At 45.0% G+C, this 19,083-nt stretch carries 22 protein-coding genes; 11 read left to right on the plus strand and 11 right to left on the minus strand.

What is annotated here, in order from left to right:
- The first annotated feature begins 107 nt into the window (after positions 1–107).
- The 9 genes from ADP71_RS00665 (at position 108) to ADP71_RS00705 (ending at position 7,796) form a co-directional block, all read left to right on the plus strand.
- Entirely contained in the window at positions 108–458 is a 351-nt protein-coding gene (locus tag ADP71_RS00665) for a hypothetical protein (RefSeq protein WP_019958799.1), read from the plus strand.
- An 8-nt stretch (positions 459–466) separates the two neighbouring features.
- The gene (locus tag ADP71_RS00670; protein WP_019958798.1) at positions 467–895 is read left to right on the plus strand and encodes a protein YgfX; all 429 of its coding nucleotides are present in this window, start codon (positions 467–469) and stop codon (positions 893–895) included.
- Entirely contained in the window at positions 892–2,187 is a 1,296-nt protein-coding gene (gene folC / locus ADP71_RS00675) for a bifunctional tetrahydrofolate synthase/dihydrofolate synthase (RefSeq protein ID WP_171460806.1), read from the plus strand. Before ADP71_RS00670 ends, folC begins: the two co-directional genes overlap by 4 nt.
- 105 nt (positions 2,188–2,292) lie before the next feature.
- The gene (locus ADP71_RS00680) at positions 2,293–2,697 is read left to right on the plus strand and encodes an SPOR domain-containing protein (RefSeq protein ID WP_019958796.1); all 405 of its coding nucleotides are present in this window, start codon (positions 2,293–2,295) and stop codon (positions 2,695–2,697) included.
- A gap of 15 nt (positions 2,698–2,712) precedes the next feature.
- Positions 2,713–3,885, plus strand: a complete 1,173-nt coding sequence (locus ADP71_RS00685) for an SPOR domain-containing protein (RefSeq protein ID WP_171460807.1) — start codon at positions 2,713–2,715, stop codon at positions 3,883–3,885.
- Positions 3,886–4,392, plus strand: a complete 507-nt coding sequence (locus tag ADP71_RS00690) for a CvpA family protein (protein WP_171460808.1) — start codon at positions 3,886–3,888, stop codon at positions 4,390–4,392.
- An 11-nt stretch (positions 4,393–4,403) separates the two neighbouring features.
- Positions 4,404–5,942: an amidophosphoribosyltransferase gene (gene purF / locus ADP71_RS00695; RefSeq protein ID WP_019958793.1), complete on the plus strand. Its 1,539-nt coding sequence runs from the start codon at positions 4,404–4,406 to the stop codon at positions 5,940–5,942.
- Positions 5,943–5,960: 18 nt separating this feature from the next.
- Positions 5,961–7,136: an O-succinylhomoserine sulfhydrylase gene (locus ADP71_RS00700; RefSeq protein WP_019958792.1), complete on the plus strand. Its 1,176-nt coding sequence runs from the start codon at positions 5,961–5,963 to the stop codon at positions 7,134–7,136.
- A gap of 174 nt (positions 7,137–7,310) precedes the next feature.
- A complete protein-coding gene (locus tag ADP71_RS00705) occupies positions 7,311–7,796 on the plus strand; it encodes a c-type cytochrome (protein WP_019958791.1) in 486 nt (161 codons plus the stop codon).
- Positions 7,797–7,877: 81 nt separating this feature from the next.
- On the opposite strand, the gene ribBA is transcribed toward ADP71_RS00705, so the two are convergent.
- The 11 genes from ribBA to ADP71_RS00760 all read right to left on the minus strand — a co-directional run bounded on the left by ribBA (position 7,878) and on the right by ADP71_RS00760 (position 16,520).
- Entirely contained in the window at positions 7,878–8,981 is a 1,104-nt protein-coding gene (gene ribBA / locus ADP71_RS00710; RefSeq protein ID WP_019958790.1) for a bifunctional 3,4-dihydroxy-2-butanone-4-phosphate synthase/GTP cyclohydrolase II, read from the minus strand.
- Positions 8,982–8,994: 13 nt separating this feature from the next.
- Positions 8,995–9,615 (minus strand): riboflavin synthase, encoded by a 621-nt coding sequence (locus tag ADP71_RS00715; protein WP_019958789.1) that lies wholly within the window; start codon positions 9,613–9,615, stop codon positions 8,995–8,997.
- 6 nt (positions 9,616–9,621) lie between these two features.
- Positions 9,622–10,128 (minus strand): acyl-CoA thioesterase, encoded by a 507-nt coding sequence (locus tag ADP71_RS00720; protein ID WP_019958788.1) that lies wholly within the window; start codon positions 10,126–10,128, stop codon positions 9,622–9,624.
- A 39-nt stretch (positions 10,129–10,167) separates the two neighbouring features.
- Positions 10,168–11,175 carry a magnesium/cobalt transporter CorA gene (gene corA / locus ADP71_RS00725; RefSeq protein WP_019958787.1) on the minus strand — a complete coding sequence of 336 codons (1,008 nt, stop codon included), beginning with the start codon at positions 11,173–11,175 and terminating at the stop codon, positions 10,168–10,170.
- Entirely contained in the window at positions 11,172–12,674 is a 1,503-nt protein-coding gene (gene ppx, locus ADP71_RS00730) for an exopolyphosphatase (protein WP_171460809.1), read from the minus strand. Before ppx ends, corA begins: the two co-directional genes overlap by 4 nt.
- 144 nt (positions 12,675–12,818) lie before the next feature.
- Entirely contained in the window at positions 12,819–13,772 is a 954-nt protein-coding gene (lipA, locus tag ADP71_RS00735; protein WP_104931256.1) for a lipoyl synthase, read from the minus strand.
- Positions 13,769–14,389 (minus strand): lipoyl(octanoyl) transferase LipB, encoded by a 621-nt coding sequence (lipB, locus tag ADP71_RS00740; protein ID WP_019958784.1) that lies wholly within the window; start codon positions 14,387–14,389, stop codon positions 13,769–13,771. The genes lipA and lipB overlap by 4 nt, the downstream gene beginning before the upstream one ends.
- Positions 14,389–14,667 carry an HP0495 family protein gene (locus ADP71_RS00745; RefSeq protein WP_019958783.1) on the minus strand — a complete coding sequence of 93 codons (279 nt, stop codon included), beginning with the start codon at positions 14,665–14,667 and terminating at the stop codon, positions 14,389–14,391. The genes lipB and ADP71_RS00745 overlap by 1 nt, the downstream gene beginning before the upstream one ends.
- Before the next feature lie 109 nt (positions 14,668–14,776).
- Positions 14,777–15,217 carry a type IV pilin protein gene (locus ADP71_RS00750; protein WP_081619571.1) on the minus strand — a complete coding sequence of 147 codons (441 nt, stop codon included), beginning with the start codon at positions 15,215–15,217 and terminating at the stop codon, positions 14,777–14,779.
- Positions 15,218–15,274: 57 nt separating this feature from the next.
- Positions 15,275–15,769 carry a type IV pilin protein gene (locus ADP71_RS00755; protein WP_040755841.1) on the minus strand — a complete coding sequence of 165 codons (495 nt, stop codon included), beginning with the start codon at positions 15,767–15,769 and terminating at the stop codon, positions 15,275–15,277.
- Positions 15,770–15,794: 25 nt separating this feature from the next.
- On the minus strand, positions 15,795–16,520 hold the full coding sequence (locus tag ADP71_RS00760; RefSeq protein ID WP_020651379.1) for an HlyD family efflux transporter periplasmic adaptor subunit: 726 nt from the start codon (positions 16,518–16,520) through the stop codon (positions 15,795–15,797).
- A 285-nt stretch (positions 16,521–16,805) separates the two neighbouring features.
- Between ADP71_RS00760 and mgtE the strand changes: the two genes are divergently transcribed.
- Complete coding sequence (gene mgtE, locus ADP71_RS00765; protein ID WP_019958779.1) at positions 16,806–18,236, plus strand: magnesium transporter; 1,431 nt, start codon at positions 16,806–16,808, stop codon at positions 18,234–18,236.
- Positions 18,233–19,048: a peptide chain release factor N(5)-glutamine methyltransferase gene (gene prmC, locus ADP71_RS00770; RefSeq protein ID WP_019958778.1), complete on the plus strand. Its 816-nt coding sequence runs from the start codon at positions 18,233–18,235 to the stop codon at positions 19,046–19,048. The genes mgtE and prmC overlap by 4 nt, the downstream gene beginning before the upstream one ends.
- The last annotated feature ends 35 nt before the right edge of the window (positions 19,049–19,083 follow it).

Below are 19,083 nucleotides of genomic sequence, written 5' to 3' on the forward strand. Positions count from 1 at the left end.
GCGCACAAACTTATGCAGTGATAAAATGCCCAGATTAAGCGTCCTGAAAGGTGTCACAATCGGGGCAACATAGTACAATGGCGGCAATTTGAATAAGGAAGACGGCAATGTATTTTGTAGACCGCAGTGCGGTGGTGTTAAAACCAACCCAAGTATTTTTAGATTGGCTCAAGCAAGTGGACGAAGACATGCCTGAATTGAGCTTGGCACAAATTCGCAGCAATTGTACGGTATTGTTGGTTCCAGAAATGGATGAGCCAGAAGATGCCATTTCATATATTGATGAACGTTTTGAAGAAGTGTTTCGCAATGAATTGTCAGGTTGGGAAGTGCCACAAAGCGCTTGGCCGAAAACCATGGATTTGGTGACGTTTTGGCAATTTTTTGAAGTGGAAATCCATGATTTGGTATTGGACACCATTGAAGATGATTTGATGGTGAGTCCAGTCCAAAATTAAGGCTTGCGATGCCACCTTTGCATTTACAGCCTAAACCTTCTTGGCAATGTGCAGTTGCTTTAGTCGTATTGCACATGGTTTTAATTTGGGTTTTGGTGTGGCAATGGTCGGCTTGGCCTTTGTATGTGGCTGTATTGGGTGTGTTGCTGTCTGCGATGATCAGCTTTTACCAATGGCGGCGCAGTGCTGCTTATCGCTTGCTCATTGCGCCAGATGGTTCAGTCCATCTGCAATGGCAGCAACAAACTCCGATCAAAGTCATGCGTATCACGGGTGGCATCATCAGTCGGTATTTATTGGTGGTGGTTTGGCAAGATGCACAAAAGCGGCGCTATCAAACCGCATTGTGGCCAGACAGTGTGAGTCAAAAAGAATTTAAAATGGCATTTGTGTGGTTGCGTTGGCAACCTGTGCCAAAAGAGGAAAGCAAGCAATGACCGCAAAAAATTTGCAACAATGGTTGACACAATTGGAACAAGGCATGGCAGGTGGCGTGATTGATATGGGTTTGACCCGCACGCAAACGGTGAAAGAGCGCATGGCGTTGACACCAAAATGTCCTGTGGTGATTGTTGGTGGTACCAATGGCAAAGGTTCGGTGTGTGCTTTTCTGACGCAAATTTACGCTCAAGCAGGTTTTAAAGTCGGCACTTTAACCAGCCCACATTTGCAACACTATAATGAGCGCATTGCCATCAATGGCGTGCCCAGTAGCGATGAAGACATTGTATGCAGTTTTGAGCGCATACAGGCCGCTTGTGGTAGCGATGTGGCATTGACGTATTTTGAATACAATATTTTGGCTGCCGTAGATGTGTTTGACCGTGCCAATGTTGATGTGATGGTGTTGGAAGTGGGCATGGGTGGACGTTTGGATGCGGTGAATGTGTTTGATGCCGATGTCAGCGTGGTGACCAGTGTGGACATCGATCACCAAGCTTTTTTGGGCGACAATGTGGAACAAATTGCATTTGAAAAAGCAGGTATTTTCCGTACAGGTCGTCCTGCGATTGTGGGTCAATTACCTTTGCCTGAATCGATGCAACAACATGCTGATAACATCGGCACGCCTTTATTGTTATTGCAACGCGATTTTGGTTTTACCAAACAAGAGCAGCAGCAATGGTCTTTTCGCTTTGCGCCACAAAATGACGCTTTGCATTTAACCGAACGCAATCGTCATGCTTTGCCGATTCCTGCTTTGCGTGGTGCTTACCAGTTGGGTAATGCTGCTTTGGCATTGGCAGTGGTGGAGTGTTTGAACCACCATTTCCCTATTGACATTGGTGCCATCAAGCGGGGTTTGTTATTGGTGCAAAACCCAGGCCGCTTCCAAGTGTTGCCAGGTCGTCCATTGGTGGTGTGGGATGTGGGTCATAATCCTCATGCTGCCAAAGCTTTGCGCAATGGTTTAATGTCATTACCATATGCACAAAACCGCATTGCTGTCTTTTCGATGTTGGCAGACAAAGACATTCAAAGTGTTTTAGACATTGTCAAAGACCAGTTTGACGAATGGTTGATTGCACCTTTGGATTTGCCGCGTGGTATGAGCGCAGTGGCTTTACAGGACGCTTTAGCGCAAGCTGACATTCATGCAGTGAGCGTATTTACAGATGTGAAAAATGCTTATCAAAAGGCTTTATCCCAAGCGACTGAAAATGATAGAATCGTTGTGTTTGGTTCATTCCATACGGTTGCTGAAGTGATGGATGTGCCGCGTTATTGAGTGTTTAAAAAATAGATTGCGACTGAATAAAAGGTTTGTAGATTTAAAATAATAAAATATCTTTGCAATGTTATTTGTTTATCGGTGTCGACTAAGGGGTAATAAATGAAACACAGCCTATTAGGTTTATTGGTTTTATTAGGCAGTTTGTCGTACAGTGCCATGGCAGAAACAATTCCATTTGCTGAAGAGCAAGATGCTTTGGTGCAACTGACAGCGAAAAACAAAAAAGCCACAACAGTCGCTCCTGATTTACCAGAGGCATCAGCATCGGTTCGTTATGTGGTGCAATTGGGTGCATTTACGCACAAAGATCAAGCCTTGAAATGGCAAGAGCAATTGGCACAAGATGGCATTCAAGTGGTTTTACAGCAAGACAATGAAGATGAATATGCCGTTGTTCGTGTGCGCAGCTTGCCGTTCGACAGCAAACTCGCTGCACAAGACATGGCATTGCAGTTAAAATTATACGGTGTACAGCAAGCATTAATCATGCGTGTGAATGAATAGCTTTTTAGGATTGATATGGCATCAAAAAAAGTGGATCAGCAATATGATGTACTCAAACGTCAAAATCGTCGTCGTTTGATGGGTGCAGTCGGCATGGTCGCAGTAACCGGTATGGCGTTAGCGGGCATGGGCAGTTTTAAATCTGTAGATTCTGAAGCGCCGTTGGCTGCTAGTGGAGCAGTGCAAAACGTTGCTGGCACACAAAAAGTTTTACCTAAGGTGTCTTTGCACAATCCTGAAACCAATACCAGTCAAGTTTTAGAAACCGAAGCAGACAAACAGCAAGCTTTGTTATTGAAGCAGCAAGAGGAAGCCAAGCTGGCTGAACAAAAGCGTTTGCAAGAGGAAGAAGTCAAACGCCAAAAAGAATTGGCGGCTGCTCAAAAAAAGCAACAGGATGAGGCGCTTGCCAAACGTCAGCAAGAGTTGAAGTTGGCTGAAGAGAAAAAAGCGGCAGCATTGTTAGCGCAGCAAGAAACAGAAAAAGCTAAGCAAGTACAATTGCTCAAAGCGCAGCAAGAAGCTGAAAAACGCCAACAGGCCGACGCCAAACGCAAAGTCGAACAAGATAAAAAATTAGCAGAACAAAAACGCCAAGAAGAATTGGCTGCTGCCAAACAGCGTAAACAGGATGAGCAAAAACAAGCTGAAGCAGCCAAACGCAAAGCCGAACAAGACAAAAAATTAGCGGAACAAAAACGCCAAGAAGATTTGGTTGCTGCCAAACAACGCAAACAAGATGAGCAAAAACAAGCTGAGGCAGCCAAACGCAAAGCCGAGCAAGATAAAAAATTAGCAGAGAAAAAACGCCAAGAAGATTTGGCTGCTGCTAATAAGCGTAAGCAAGACGAACAAAAACAAGCCGAAGCCAAACGCAAAGCCGAACAAGATAAAAAATTGGCGGCAGAGCGTGAGAAAAAAGCCCAAGCGGCTTTGAACAATCAAAAAGATGCCAAACCCGCAGACAGCCGTACTGTGGTGCAAGTGGCAGCATTCAAAAGTGAAGACAAAGCACAATCCATACAAAAAGAAATTCAAGCTTTAGGCTTGCCTGCCAATGTGGTGCGGGTAGGCTCTATGGCTCGCGTCCGAGTGGGCCCTTATCGCAATCCTGCTGACTCTGAAAAAGCAGCAGCGAAATTAAAACAAAATGGCTATTCAGCTTTGATTATGCAGTATCAGAAATAAATGATGTCAGTATTTGATTTATTGGTGTTGGCCGTATTGGCCTTAAGTGTGTTGGTATCGATGATGCGTGGCGTGGTAGCAGAAATCACATCCTTAATTACATGGATTGTGGCTTTGTTGGCTGCCCGCTTGTTGTCGCCGATATTGTCACAATCATTGTTCACTCGTGTGGATTCTGAAATTTTTGCAATGGTGTTGGCTTTTATAGTGGTATTCGTTACCACTTATTTTTTGCTTAAAATAAGTGAAAAACTGCTGACATCGGCGGTTAAAGCGGCTGGTTTAGGTGGCTTGAATAAGTTTTTTGGTGCGGTGTTTGGTTTGGTAAAAGGCTTGTGCATCATCACAGTGGTGGTGGTTTTGTGTGCATTTACCGATTTGCCGCGCAGTGAAGATTGGCGAAAAGCCTATACTTCTGAGATGTTTCAACAGTTGGCATCGCTGACTGTGCCGTATCTGCCTGCTTTTGTAGCAGGGCGTATTGATTATTCTATCCCAAGCGAGTAAGGATTGTTTCCATGTGTGGTATTTTCGGCCTAGTGTCTCATGAACCTGTCAATCAGTTGTTATACGATGGATTGCAAATGTTGCAACATCGCGGTCAAGATGCCGCGGGAATTGTGACTGCCAGTGGTCATTCGTTTCATATGCACAAAGGCAGCGGTATGGTGCGAGATGTTTTTCGTACCCGTAATATGCGTGATTTGGTGGGCAATGCAGGTATTGCGCACGTTCGTTATCCAACAGCAGGTAATTCTAAAAGCGCGGCAGAGGCGCAACCATTTTATGTAAACTCTCCGTTTGGCATCGTATTGGCACACAATGGCAATTTGACCAATACCGATGAGTTGTATGAAAACGTGTGTTACCGTGATTTGCGTCACATCAACACCAGTTCTGATTCGGAAGTCTTGTTAAACGTGTTTGCCCATGAATTGGAAAAACAGGTTGAAGGCAGCGATTTAACTGTAGAGCATATTTTTGGTGCAGTCACCGAATTGCAAAAATTGGTGCGCGGTGCTTATGGTGTGGTGGCGCTGATTGCTGGCTATGGCTTGGTGGCATTTCGTGACCCGTTTGGTATTCGACCTTTGATTTTGGGTAAAAATATTGATGCGCAAGGTCGTGAAGAATATGCAGTGAGCTCTGAGTCTGTGGCATTCAATGGCTTGGGTTTTGAGTTGTGGCGTGACGTTGCTCCGGGTGAGGCAGTATTTATTAGCTTTGACGGTGAGTTCCATTCACAACAATGTCATCCACAGGCGACCTTAAAACCATGTTTGTTTGAATATGTGTATTTTGCGCGTCCTGATACGGTGATGGACGGTGTGTCTGTGTACCAAGCTCGTGCGGATATGGGTGTGTCTTTGGCTGAAAAAGTCAAACGTGAATTGCCATGGAAAGAAATCGATGTGGTGATGCCGATTCCTGATACCAGCCGTCCTAGCGCTATGGAATTGGCACACCATTTGGGCATTACTTACCGTGAAGGTTTTATCAAAAATCGCTATATTGGCCGTACTTTTATCATGCCAGGCCAAGCGGTACGTAAAAAATCGGTACGCCAAAAATTGAGCCCTGTTGAAAGCGAGTTTCGCGGTAAAAACATTTTGTTGGTTGATGACTCGATTGTGCGTGGTACGACCAGTCTTGAGATTGTGGAAATGGCGCGCGATGCGGGTGCCAAAAACGTGTATTTTGCATCAGCAGCACCAGAAGTCCGTTATCCAAACGTATATGGCATAGACATGCCAACGCGTGCAGAATTAATTGCAACTGATCGTACCGTAGAAGAGATTGCCAAAGAAATCTCTGCCGATGGCGTGGTATTCCAAGATTTAGCGGATTTAGTGGCAGTTGTGCGCAATTTAAACCCAAAAATTGATGGTTTTGACACTTCTTGCTTCAATGGCGAGTATTTGACGGGTGACGTGGATGAGGCGTATCTTGAACGTTTGGCCAGCGGCAAGATTTCCGTTGAGTTATTGAACAAAGTCAAACCAAGCTTGGTAGACCACAGTGTCCGTATCGATGATGATTTGGATGACGACGAGTAAGTAGAAAGTTTAAAGAATATGAGTAAGTCATGGCATCCAGAAACCATCGCCATTCGCGGTGGTCGCCAAATCAGTGATTTTTCTGAACACAGTCAAGCGGTGTTCATGAGCAGCAGCTTCACTTACCCAACAGCGGAAGATGCTTCACGTTTGTTTGTTGGTGAGCAAGAAGGTTTTACCTACAGCCGTACAGCCAATCCGACCATTATGGCGTTTGAACAGCGTATGGCGCAATTGGAAGGGGCAGAGCGTGCTGTGGCCACATCAAGCGGCATGGCAGCGATTCACGCGACTTTAGTCAGCTTGTTAAAACAAGGTGACCATTTGCTCTCGAGTCACAGCTTGTTTGGCTCGACCAGCTCTGTGGTTAACAATATGTTGCCACGCTATGGCATTGAAGTCACATGTGTGAGCCCTGTCGATTTATCGGCTTGGGAAGCAGCCATTCAAACCAATACCAAAGTTTTGTTCTTGGAAACCCCATCCAATCCGTTGGGTGAAGTGGCAGACATTCGTGCTTTGGCTGATTTGGCGCACAAACATGGCGCGGTTTTGATTGTGGACAATTGTTTCTGTACGCCAGCGGTGCAACAGCCGATTGCTTTGGGTGCCGACATTTCTTTGGCATCGGCAACCAAAGGTATTGATGGTCATGGGCGTGCTATTGGCGGGATTGTGTGTGGTTCGAATGTTTTAATCGAGCAAGTTTGGAACCATGTCAAAACCGCAGGTGAAATCATTTCTCCATTCAATGCATGGTTATTGTCTAGTGGTTTGGAAACCTTGTTCGTGCGTTTGGAGCGTGAATGTTCGAATGCTTTGACTTTGGCACGTTGGTTGGAAAACCATCCTAAGGTTGAAAAAGTGTATTACGGCGGCTTGGAAAGCCACCCGCAACACGCTTTGGCCAAAGAGCAACAACGCATGTTTGGCGTGGTGGTGGCGTTTGAAATCAAAGGTGCGCGCAAAGAAGCTTGGCATGTGGTCGATTCGGTGGAATTGTTCTCACGCACAGGCAATTTGGGCGATGTGAAATCTACCATTACCCATCCTTACACAACCACGCATTGCCGTGTCAGTGAAGAGGGCAAAGCCGCAGCAGGTATTACTGAAAGTTTGATTCGATTGTCTGTGGGTTTGGAAAATGTCGCCGATTTACAAGCGGATTTGGAACAAGCTTTGGCACGCATGTAAGTAAGCGTCCTGAAAGTTTGTTCGATGAAAAAGCAAATCGATGTTGGTTTGCTTTTTTATTGTTTTCAGATTGTGAAAGCAGTATTCTGACTGTTTTGGGTTGGCTGTGCGCAGCAAAACAGTCATATTCACTCATCAGATTAGATGAATCATTTTATGAGAAAGGTTGAGGCGATGACCAAGACTTTATTGGCCAGTTTGGCATTGGCATTGTGTTTGAGTGCGTGCGGTGGTGAAAAAACAGCGCCAGCGGATAAGGCAGCAGCAGGCCGTTTGAGCGCAGAAGACCAAGTCAAAGAGCGTGTTAAAAATATGAAAGTATTGGCACAAGCCAATAAAACGTTGAAAGAAGTGGCAGCAGGTGACGCGGCGTTTGATGCGGCCAAAGTACAAGCTGCGGCTGCTACTTTAAACCAAGCGGCAAACCAAGGTTGGGAACATTATTCTATTACCACCATCGATACCAAATCGAATGCTTTGCCGGTTGTGTGGGAGAAAAATGATGCGTTCAAGCAAGAAATCCAAAAGCTTCAGGACGCTTCTAAGGCTTTGAATGAGGCGGCAGCGCAAGGCACTTTGGATGCCGTGAAAGCACCGATTGGACAAGTAGGTGAGAGTTGCAAATCTTGTCATACTGCTTTCAAAGCGCGTACTTCTTAATTGCATTGTTACAAGCATGCAATAAGCGTCCTGTAAATGTTTACAGGACGCTTATTGCATGCTTTCAGCATTGTATTCAAATTATACTGAAAAATCGTCTTGTGCCTCAGGTGAAGCAAAGCCTGTGATTTCCAAACCAAAGCCATTCAAAACATTGAACGCATAAGGCTTGCCCATCACACGCATTTTTTTGACATTCAATGCGGTCAAAATTTGTGCACCAATGCCGTAAGTTTTGCTGTCCCAAGTAGAACGTGGGTTGCTGCCTTGTGGCAAGGCACGTTCTAATAATTTAGAGCCTGTTTCAGAACGGTGCAACAAAATGGCCACGCCTGCGTCTACCGATTGCAATTTTGCCAAAGTTTGCGGCAAACTCCAGCTGTGTTGTGGATTGGGACTGATGAAGTCCATGGCGCTGAAAGGCTCGTGTACACGCACCCATACATCAGAGTCAGGCGTGATATTGCCTTTGACCAAAGCCAAATGGGTTTCGCCTTGTAAATGGTCGACGTACAAATGTTGGGTGAATTCGCCCCAAGGCGTTTGCACCGTATTGTGTCCCATGTCTTCAATCAAGCTTTCGGTTTTACTGCGGTATTCGATTAAATCTTCAATCGTACCCATTTTCAAACCGTGTTCTTGTGCAAACACTTCCAATTCAGGCATGCGTGCCATGGTGCCATCATCATTGATGATTTCGCAAATCACTGCCGCAGGCGTTAAACCTGCCAATTGTGCCAAATCCACACTCGCTTCAGTGTGACCTGCACGCACTAACACACCACCTTTGCGTGCGCGCAATGGGAAAATGTGACCAGGTTGAACGATGTCATCGGCTTGAGCATGGTGTGCAACTGCCGTTTGAATCGTGTGGGCACGATCGGCAGCAGAAATGCCTGTGGAAATGCCTTCACGCGCTTCAATCGACACGGTGAAGTTGGTGCCGTATTGCGCACCATTGTTTTGGGTCATCATTGGCAAACCCAAGCGATCAATCAATTCGTCTGCCATAGGCAAACATACCAAGCCACGCGCGTGCTTGATCATGAAATTGATGGCTTCAGGAGTGACAAATTGGGCTGCCATTACCAAGTCGCCTTCATTTTCACGGTCTTCGGCATCGGTTAAGATGACGATTTTGCCCGCTTTGATGTCGGCAATGATTTCGGCTGGAGTGGAGATCATGTTGTTCTGCTTTCTATTTCACGGATGTTTGTTGCTGCGCCAAAATGCGGCTCACTGTGTCTACAATGGCTTGGGTTTGGGCATCAACTTCAATATTAATGGCATCGCCTACTTGGCGTTGACCGAATAAAGTACGCTCTAAAGTTTCTGGAATCAAGTGCACGTTGAAACGGTCTGGTAACACATCGCCTATGGTCAAAGAACAGCCATCTAAACCGACAAAGCCTTTGCTTAAAACATACGGTTTGCAAGACTCTGGCAGCTTGAACCAAATAGTGGTGTTGAAATCGGTATTTTCAATGGCAATAATGTCAGTGGTGGTGGTGATATGACCACTCATCACATGCCCGCCAATTTCATCGCCAAAACGAGCGGCGCGTTCGATGTTGACCACATCGTCTACTTGCAAACTGCCCAAATTGGTACAGCGCAAGGTTTCAGCAATCAAATCAAACGCCACTTCATTGTTTTGAAATTCGGTAATGGTTAAGCAGCAACCGTTATGAGCGACAGAGGCACCAATTTGCAAATTGTCTGACAATTCTTGTGGTAAGCGCACTGTATGGCGGCGAAATTCGCCACGGTCTTCGATAGCGATGAGCGTTGCTTTGCCTTGCACAATTCCTGTAAACATAATGAATTAACCTTTGTAGGCGTTGCAAGAGGCGATTTGCACGCTTTGTAAGCGCAATTGTTTGCGTTGCTCTGCAGCATCGAAACGGCATTGCTTCAATGGTGAATCTAAGCTTAATTCTGGCACTGTAATTGGCTTGCCATTTTCATCGACGGCTACCATGGTGAAATAGCAGCTGTTGGTGTGGCGCACGGTGCGTTCACGGATGTTTTGCGCTTCGACACGAATGCCAATTTCCATAGAGGTTTTGCCAACATGGTTGACCGAGGCCAAAAAGTTGACCAATTCACCCACATAAATCGGCTCTTTGAATGTCACTTTGTCCACAGATAAAGTCACCACATAGCTGCCTGAAAAACGGCTAGCACAAGCATAAGCGACTTGATCTAATAATTTTAAAATGGCACCACCGTGAACATTGCCAGAAAAATTGGCCATGTCAGGAGTCATTAATACTGTCATAGTCAATTCAGATTGAGCTTCTACAATGGTTGGATGGTCTAAATGGGGCATAAAATTTCCATTACAATTAAAATGTTTTGATAAATAAGATTATAACCATTTTCGGCGTATGAAAAGACGCAATGCACTCAGACAAATCAATGCCATGACACCTAATACCACAAAATAGCTGTATTTCCATTGTAATTCAGGCATGTATTCAAAGTTCATGCCATAAATACCAGTAATCACTGTCAGCGGCATGAAAATCATACTGACTGCTGTTAAAAGGCGCATCTGCTCATTCATACGGTTGGTTTGCGCGCCTACAACCAAATCAATCATGGACAATAAAGTATCGCGGCTGAAGTCTAGATTTTCCAATAATTGTAAACAATGGTCATAAGTGTCACGCCAATACCAGCTGCTGCTTTGTGTGGATAGCACGCCATAATCATTGCGCATCAGTGAATATAAAACATCGCGCACAGGTCCTGCCGAACGTCTGAGCCTAGAGGCATCGTGTTTGAGTCGATGTAATTTGGGCAACATGTCTTCATCGCGAGGCAGTTGTAATAATATACCATCGAGTTTTTCAATTTTAGTGCTGAAGCTTTCAACATGCGTCATCAATAAATCAATCCAACAATCCAAATGCACATAGAGTAAATAACTGAAATCAGGTTGTGCCGCCCAATGTGGTGATTGTTGCGCATGCAAGTTTTGGTATAGCATGGGCTCAATGAACAGAGGTTTAGGATGGTAGCTGATGAAAAAATCTGGAGCGATGATTAAATACAGCAATTGGTTTTTCAATTGTTGTTTGTCAGTTAACATGCTGCCACGCAAGACGATGAATACATAATCGCCATAGTCTTCGATTTTGGCACGTTGGGATTTGTTGCTCATGTCTTCGAGTACCAATGGATGCAATTGGTAAGAATGCAATATATGGCTAATTTGCTCGAAATTAGCCGCACCTGATAATTGTAGCCAATGGCGCTCTAAAGGTTTGTGAAAGTCAGCAGCAAGGCTCAGTTTGGCATCGTGTATCTGTTGATGAGCGTCTATGGTCTGACAATGGATATTCAACGAAGTCGCTTTGCTGCTGTCATTCATGGTGTAATCGCCTCGATTTTAAGTTCGGACTGAATATGATGCCATTGTAAAACTTCTTGTGCCAAACTGCCTGCAATCAATGGATTGTCTTGTAACCACTGTGCGCTGATTTGTAGCACACATGTTTTACTTGCCGCATCGTAATACAAGCTGGTGTTGTCAGGAAAAATCAAATCTTTGCGGCTGCGACAAAACAGTGCCGCCAAACGCATGGCAAATACAGCAGGCCACCATTGCTCATCTGTCACGACATCGACCAATTTTTTAATGTCACCACGATGGCTCAATACCAATACTGCTAATAAATGCTGTTCTTGGCGCGAGAAGCCAAACATGTCTGCATGGTCTAAAATATAAGCAGAATGCTTGTGATAACCTGAGTGGGCAATGCTCATGCCAACTTCATGTAAGGATGCTGCCCAATCTAGATATTCATTCCAAATTTGCAATTGGCTGTTGGGTAAAGATTGTGATAAGCCTGCAAAACACTGTTTGGCAATTTGTTTGACACGGTTCGCTTGCGCTACGTCGACATGGTATAAAGACTGGAATAATTCGACTGTTTCATCACGCAAGTCACGCTCTAAATCTCGACCCATCATGTCAAAAAAGACACCATCACGCAAAGCAGCATCGGTCACAGACATGGCATCCAAATTCAATTCTTCAAATACTGCGACCATCACGGCTAAGCCACCTGCAAACACTTCGATGCGATCGCTTTTCATCCCCAATAATTTGGCTTTGCGAGTTGAACCTGCATTGATCACTTTCTTGGCTATCATGCGCATAGAGGCTACATCCAAATCGTGTTTGCTCAGTTTGTAAGCATCAATCACATCTCGAATAGAACGTGCTGATCCTGAGCTACCAATGGCAAAATCCCAACCATGTTGTTTTAAATCTTGAGAAATTCGTTGGATTTCAATGCGGGCGCTGGCAACAGCTTGCTCAAAACGCTCTGCGGTGACTTTCCCATCAGGGAAAAAACGCGTGCTGTAAGACACGCAGCCTAAAGGCAAACTTTCCATGATGTCAGGTTGCAAGTCATTGCCAATGACAAATTCGGTTGAGCCACCGCCAATATCCACCACCAACATATTTTGTGTGGTCGGCGGTTGGGTATGTTTGACGCCCAAATAAATCAAACGGGCTTCTTCACGACCTGCAATGATTTGAATCGGGAAGCCTAAAGTGGCTTCGGCTTTGGGCAAAAATTTTTGGATATTTTTGGCGACACGGAAAGTATTGGTGGCAACCACACGAACTTGGTCTTTTTTAAGACCTTGTAAGCGTTGACCAAAGCGTGACAAGCATTCTAAAGCACGTTCTTGTGCTTCTACGGTGATATTTTTATTTTCATCCAAGCCGCCTGCGAAGCGAACCATTTCTTTGAGTGAGTCAATGACACGCAATTGACCGTTTTCAACCGCACAAATTTGTACACGAAAACTGTTAGAACCCAAATCAACAGTGGCTAAAATCGAAGACAGAGGCATGAATGAATCCTTTATGAATGCCAAATAAAAAATATGATAACAGTGAAGTAGTCACGAACTTTACATGTTTATAAAAAAAGATTGGGTATGAAGATTGCAATGTAAAAGCGTCCTGTAAATGTTTACAGGACGCTTGAAGGGGTATTATTCAGCAAAACCCGCATCTTTGGCTTGCTCATCTGCGTGATAGCTTGAGCGAACCATGGCACCGACTGCGGCATGTTTGAAACCCATTTCCAAAGCTTCGGTTTCAAACGTTTTGAACATGGTAGGGGAAACATAACGCAAAACAGGCAAGTGTCCGTCAGTTGGCTGCAAATATTGACCGATGGTAATCATGTCAATATTGTATTCACGCATGTCGCGCATCACTTGACGCACTTCTTCGTCATCTTCACCCAAACCAACCATAATACCCGATTTGGTCGCCACATCAGGACGCAAAGCTTTGTAACGTTTTAACAATTCCAATGAATGGATGTAGTCAGCGCCTGGACGCGCTTGTTTGTACAAGCGTGGTGCGGTTTCCAAGTTGTGGTTCATCACATCAGGTGGTGTTTGCGCCAAAATTTCCAAAGCCACATCCAAGCGACCACGGAAGTCTGGTACCAAAACTTCAATTTGGGTGCTTGGGCTTTTCTCACGAATCGCTTGGATACATTCGGCAAAGTGACCTGCACCACCATCACGCAAATCGTCACGGTCAACCGAAGTAATCACAACGTATTTCAATTTTAAAGCGGCAACGGTTTCAGCCAAATGTCTTGGTTCATCAGGATCCAAAGGATTCGGACGACCATGGCCGACATCACAGAAAGGACAACGGCGGGTACAAATATCACCCATAATCATGAATGTTGCCGTACCTTTGCTAAAGCATTCGCCAATGTTAGGGCAAGAAGCTTCTTCACAAACAGTGTGCAATTTTTGCTCGCGCAAAATACGCTTGATTTCCATGAATTGACCACCGCTAGGCAATTTAGCGCGAATCCATTCTGGTTTTTTCAGCTTGGTTTCCAAAGGCACAATTTTAATCGGAATGCGAGCCGTTTTGGCAGCGCCTTTGTGTTTGACGCCTTGTGCGTTGTCTTGACTCATGAATGTGTATCTTCCACAGTTAGTTGTTGTTGTAGATGCTGCGCCAATGTGTTGGCAACTTCTTCAAAATCAGGTGTTTGCGGCAATAAGTCTGCCATCTGCACCATTTCCATACCTGCATAACCGCAAGGATTGATTTGATGAAATGGATTTAAGTCCATGTTCACATTCAAAGCCAAGCCGTGATAGACCGAACCACGTTTGATGCGCAAACCCAATGATGCAATTTTGCGCTCACCCACATACACACCCGGTCGTTGTGGGTCATTGTGAGAGGCAATGCCGTAGTCGGCCAGCGTGGCGATGATACTGTCTTCTAAGCGTGAAACCAAATCGCGCACAGAAGTTTTGCGGCGTTTGAAATCAATCATGGTATACACGACGATTTGACCTGGTCCATGGTAAGTAATTTGACCACCACGATCGACCTGTACCACAGGAATGTTTGTGCTGCTTAATAAATGTTCAGGTTTGCCTGCCATGCCTTGTGTGAATACAGGAGGATGCTCAACAATCCATAATTCATCAGGCGTGGTTTCATCACGTTGTTCTGTGAATTCTACCATTTGAGCATAAACAGGCTCATAAGCTGCTGTACCTAATTTTTTGATAATCATCAGTACACCACTTTGACCATAGGATGAGAAGTCAAGCTGCGGTAAATGTTGTCTAATTGCTCTTGGTCGGTGGCCGTCACTGTGATGGTGGCACTGGTGAAGTTGCCTTTGCTAGACAAACGAGTACGGACATGGTGTTCTTGCGTGTCAGGCGCATATTGTTGCACAACTTGCAACATGGTGATGGCAAAAGCCTCGTGGGTAGTGCCCATAATTTTCAAAGGAAATTCACAAGGGAATTCAATTAATGTTTCGCGTGGGGTGTTGACATCAGACATGAAAAAAACGCCTTTATCTGTAACGTAATGAATGCATAAAAGCGATATTTTACGCTAGTTTAAGCAGCGACCCAAGTCTTTTGGTACTGCTGCTTATGAGCGTGATAGTTTAACGAGCACGGCATAAAGTTCGCGTGCCTTCTTTTTGGCATATGAGTAAGCTGTGATTTTGATCGATGGTTAAATAACGCGGTTCTGAGTGGGTATTTTTGGCAACGGCCTGTAAGCGGTAAGTACCAGCAGTAGCGCCTCTAGCAGTACCTGTAAACGAGATTTTGAAAAAACGGGTTTCTGGAATGGGCAATTTGGGCCAAGTGGTCGAATTTTTGGTAAAGCGGACATTTTGAGCGTAATAACGTTCCATAAATTGGGTATTGTGCATCAATGCCGCTTGTGCTTCTTGCAGTCGTGTATTGGCAATATGGCGTTGGTAAATTGGCAAAACTGTGACGCCAATCATGCCTAAAAGACACAGCAATACCAATAATTCAATCAATGTAAAGCCTGCGGTTTTAGAGCGGCTGGCTAATTTTTTGTGGGCATGCATCATCTATCTCCTGTGATGCTCCGAATGTCTAGGCATGCACAGAAGATGAGTATGTCGATATTACATACTGCTGCAAGAACTGGCTTGCTTATCGCTCAAGACGCCCGCCGTTGAGATGCTGGCTGCATCTTGATTGCATATTTGCAGTAATCCCGTTGCATCGATAAAAAGAAACCGTTTTTCCCCGCTATTATTGCTTTTTGGTGCGGCATACAAGCAGTATTGATCACTTTGTAACGTAGCAGGGCTACAATATAAATTATCATCTGCACTGTCAGTGGTGTAAAAAGCAATATGGAAAAATTCATTATTAATATTGCTTAAAACCCCATCTGGATAATCATTACCAGATCTAAATGAATGGTTTTGAGCATAATATTTCTCTAACATGTTTTGTGCCAAAGTGATGTCAGCTTTGGCATTTTGTATGCGAGTATTGCGAGAATATTTGGTATAGCTAGGGTAGATGATGGCCGTTAAAATGCCGAGGATGACAAGGACAACCATCATCTCAGTCAGTGTAAATCCCTTTTGTTTCTGAATTGATTTGTACATTTTATGGTCCATATAGATGAATGGTTTAAGGCAGAGGCTTTTGATGTGTTACCAAATAGGCTTGATAAGACTCGAAATGTGCCGGCTTGGGCAAATCTTGTGGCCATAAGGCATAAGCCAAAACATATTGTTTGTCGGTTATCGGGGGCAGCTCACTGATTTGTAACCACAACGCTTGCTGCATTTTTGGCTCATATAAGTATAAGCGTTGTCCAATGAACAATTCTTGATGATTGTCTTGGGCAACCAATATTTTAATGCGTTGTGTGTCATCTGGCTCAATGACAAATAATTTTTGCCCGTTTTTCACTTGAGCGCCATGAGAAATTGCTAAAGGTCTGATTACACCATTAAACGGTGCTTGTAACCATGTTGACGTTGCTGCTTGGGTGATGTTTGGTGTGTGTTGAACGACAGATTGGCTTTGTGAGGCAGCATGGTAAGCTGCGGCACTTTTGGCGACAGCTGCTTGGGAAATAAAGCCTTGGGCATGTAAATCTTTGTCTTGTTGCCACTTCTGATACGCTTGCGCCTTAGCAGCTTGGTCAACTGTGGATTTGATGGTGGTTTGAGTTTGGGTTTTGGCTTCGGTTTTTAGCTGTATCAAGCGTTGACCACCCTGAACGTGTTGTCCTTCTTGAATCAATAGATTGTCAATTTTACCTGCATTGGGTGCAGCGATGGTTTGTGGCTGCAAATCTTCCCACGACAAAACCACTTGGATATGTTGCTCGTCAGTGGCGATTGTCATGGATGCTGAAGGTACTGGTTTTTCTATTGGATGGGGAGGCTCTTTTGGGATTGGTGTACTGGGAGCGCAGGCGCATAAAGCCAGTACGCATACACAAACCACCGAAGACAACTGGAATGCGTGTATGCGTGGATGAATAATCATTGTGGCTCCAAATGCTTAGGTTTTTAGCATGCAAATGTGTTTGGAAAATAGGGCATACAGTTTAATTTACCGATTCAAAGAAGGTACAATGAGAGGGCACTGTGCTTATTTCATTTCTTTATTCATTGAAAAGAGTCGCCTATGGTCGAAAAAGAACCTGATTTCCAAATTTCAGAAGAGCGCAATGAATGGGACATGGAGCGCATTCATGTGTTGGCAGAGCGTTTGTTGCCAATTTATGCCGATGTGGCTTCAGGTCAGATGGATGACCCCAAATCACAACGCTATCTGAATGAATTAATCGGTATTTTACACGAATTGCATCCTGCCGATATGGCAACGGTGTTGGAATCTTTGCCGCAGCAAGAGCGCGTGATGGTTTGGCGTTTGGCTGAGCCAGATGAAGACGGTGAAGTCTTGCTCGAAGTGTCCGATGTGGTGCGTGAAACCTTGATTGAAAGCATGGGGCAACAAGAGTTGCTGGCGGCGATTGAGGATTTGGATGCGGACGAATTGGCAGAGTTGGCACCTGATTTACCCAAAGAAGTGGTGCATGAGGTTTTAGAGTCGTTAAATGCCGAAGAGCGGGCGCAAGTGGTATCGGCTTTGTCGTATGAAGAAGACGAAGTCGGCAATTTGATGGACTTTGAGCAAGTGAGCATTCGTGCCGATGTCACTTGCGAAGTGGTATTGCGTTATCTGCGTCGTTTTGAAAGCTTACCAGACCATACCGACAAGATTTTTGTGGTGGATGACGATGATATTTTACAAGGGGTATTGCCGATTCGGACTTTATTGGTGTCTGACCCTGAAGAATGGGTACACGATGTGATGTCTACCGATGTGGTGCGCTTTCGCCCTGAAGACAATATTGAAGAAGCTGCTTCAGCGTTTGAGCGTTATGACTTGGTCACAGCGCCCGTGGTGGATGCCAATAAAAAACTGATTGGTCGTATTACGGTCGATGAAATGTTGGATGTGATTCGGGAAGAATCTGAAGCCGATTTATTGAATATGGCAGGTTTGAAAGAAGAAGAAGATTTGTTTGCACCTGTCATCGACTCATTCAAAAACCGTTGGATGTGGTTGGTCATCAATTTATTTACCGCATTTGTCGCCAGTCGGGTGATTGGCGTATTTGAAAATTCGATTGCACAAATTGTCGCTTTGGCAGCGTTGATGCCGATAGTGGCGGGCATAGGCGGCAATTCAGGCAATCAAACCACGACGATGATTGTGCGCTCGTTGGCGATGGGGCAATTGAATCTGAGCCAATGGGGGCGTTTGCTGCGCAAAGAATTGGCGGTGGCATTGATGAACGGCCTCATTTGGGGCTCGGCAATGGGCGCAGTGGCGTATTGGCTGTATGGTAGTATGGGCATCGGCTTGGTGATGGTGGCGGCAATGACTTTGAATTTGCTCTTGGCGGCAACGATGGGCGTGTTGATTCCGGTAGTCATGGAGCGCTTTGGGCGTGATCCTGCTGTTGGCAGCTCAGTCTTGATTACCGCTGTGACCGATTCAGGCGGCTTTTTGATTTTCTTAGGTTTGGCAACGGTATTTTTATTATGACAACAAGCATTGCACAATGGCTTCAAGCCAGTTCTTTACCCAAATTGGAAGCACGCATGTTGTTGCAATTTGTCGGTGGTTTTTCACGCGCACATTTGGTGGCGCATGACGACGAAGTATTGCCGGAAATGATGGTTTGGCAATTGAACGACATGCAGCAAGCGCGTTTGGATGGCGTGCCGATGGCATATTTATTGGGTGAGCGAGAGTTTTACGGGCGCGTGTTTCAAGTGTCGCCCGATGTATTGATTCCGCGTCCTGAAACAGAATTATTGGCAGAAACGGTGTGGCAACATTTGCCACATGGTGGACGGGTTTGGGACATTGGCACAGGCAGCGGCATCATCGCCATCACCACCGCTTTGGAGCGACCTGACAGCGTGGTTCATGCGTCTGATATCAGTGCGCCTGCTTTGGGTATTGCCAAAAACAATGCAGGGCGTTTGGGCGCGAATGTGTCATTTCATTTGGGTTCTTGGTATGACGTTGAGCCTTTACAGGACGCTTTGGTAGACGTTTTGGTGTCCAATCCGCCTTATATTCACAAAGACGATGCGCATTTGAGCCAAGGCGATTTGCGCTTTGAGCCACCACAAGCTTTGACCGATTTTGACGATGGTTTGAGTGCTTACAAAGCTTTGGCACAAAATCATGCACAACACATCAAACCGCAAGGCTATTTGATGGTTGAGCATGGTTTTGAACAAGCTTGTGACATTCAAAAAATCTTTACCGACGCAGGTTTAATCCATGTGCGCACCATTCAAGATTATGCTGGTTTAGACCGCATTACTTTGGGTCAAAAAGCCTGATTTTGAGTGTGTATCAATGTTTACAGGACGCTTAA

It is taken from the genome of Vitreoscilla sp. C1, from assembly GCF_002951955.2.
In the GTDB taxonomy this organism is placed as follows: Bacteria; Pseudomonadota; Gammaproteobacteria; order Burkholderiales; family Neisseriaceae; genus Vitreoscilla; species Vitreoscilla stercoraria.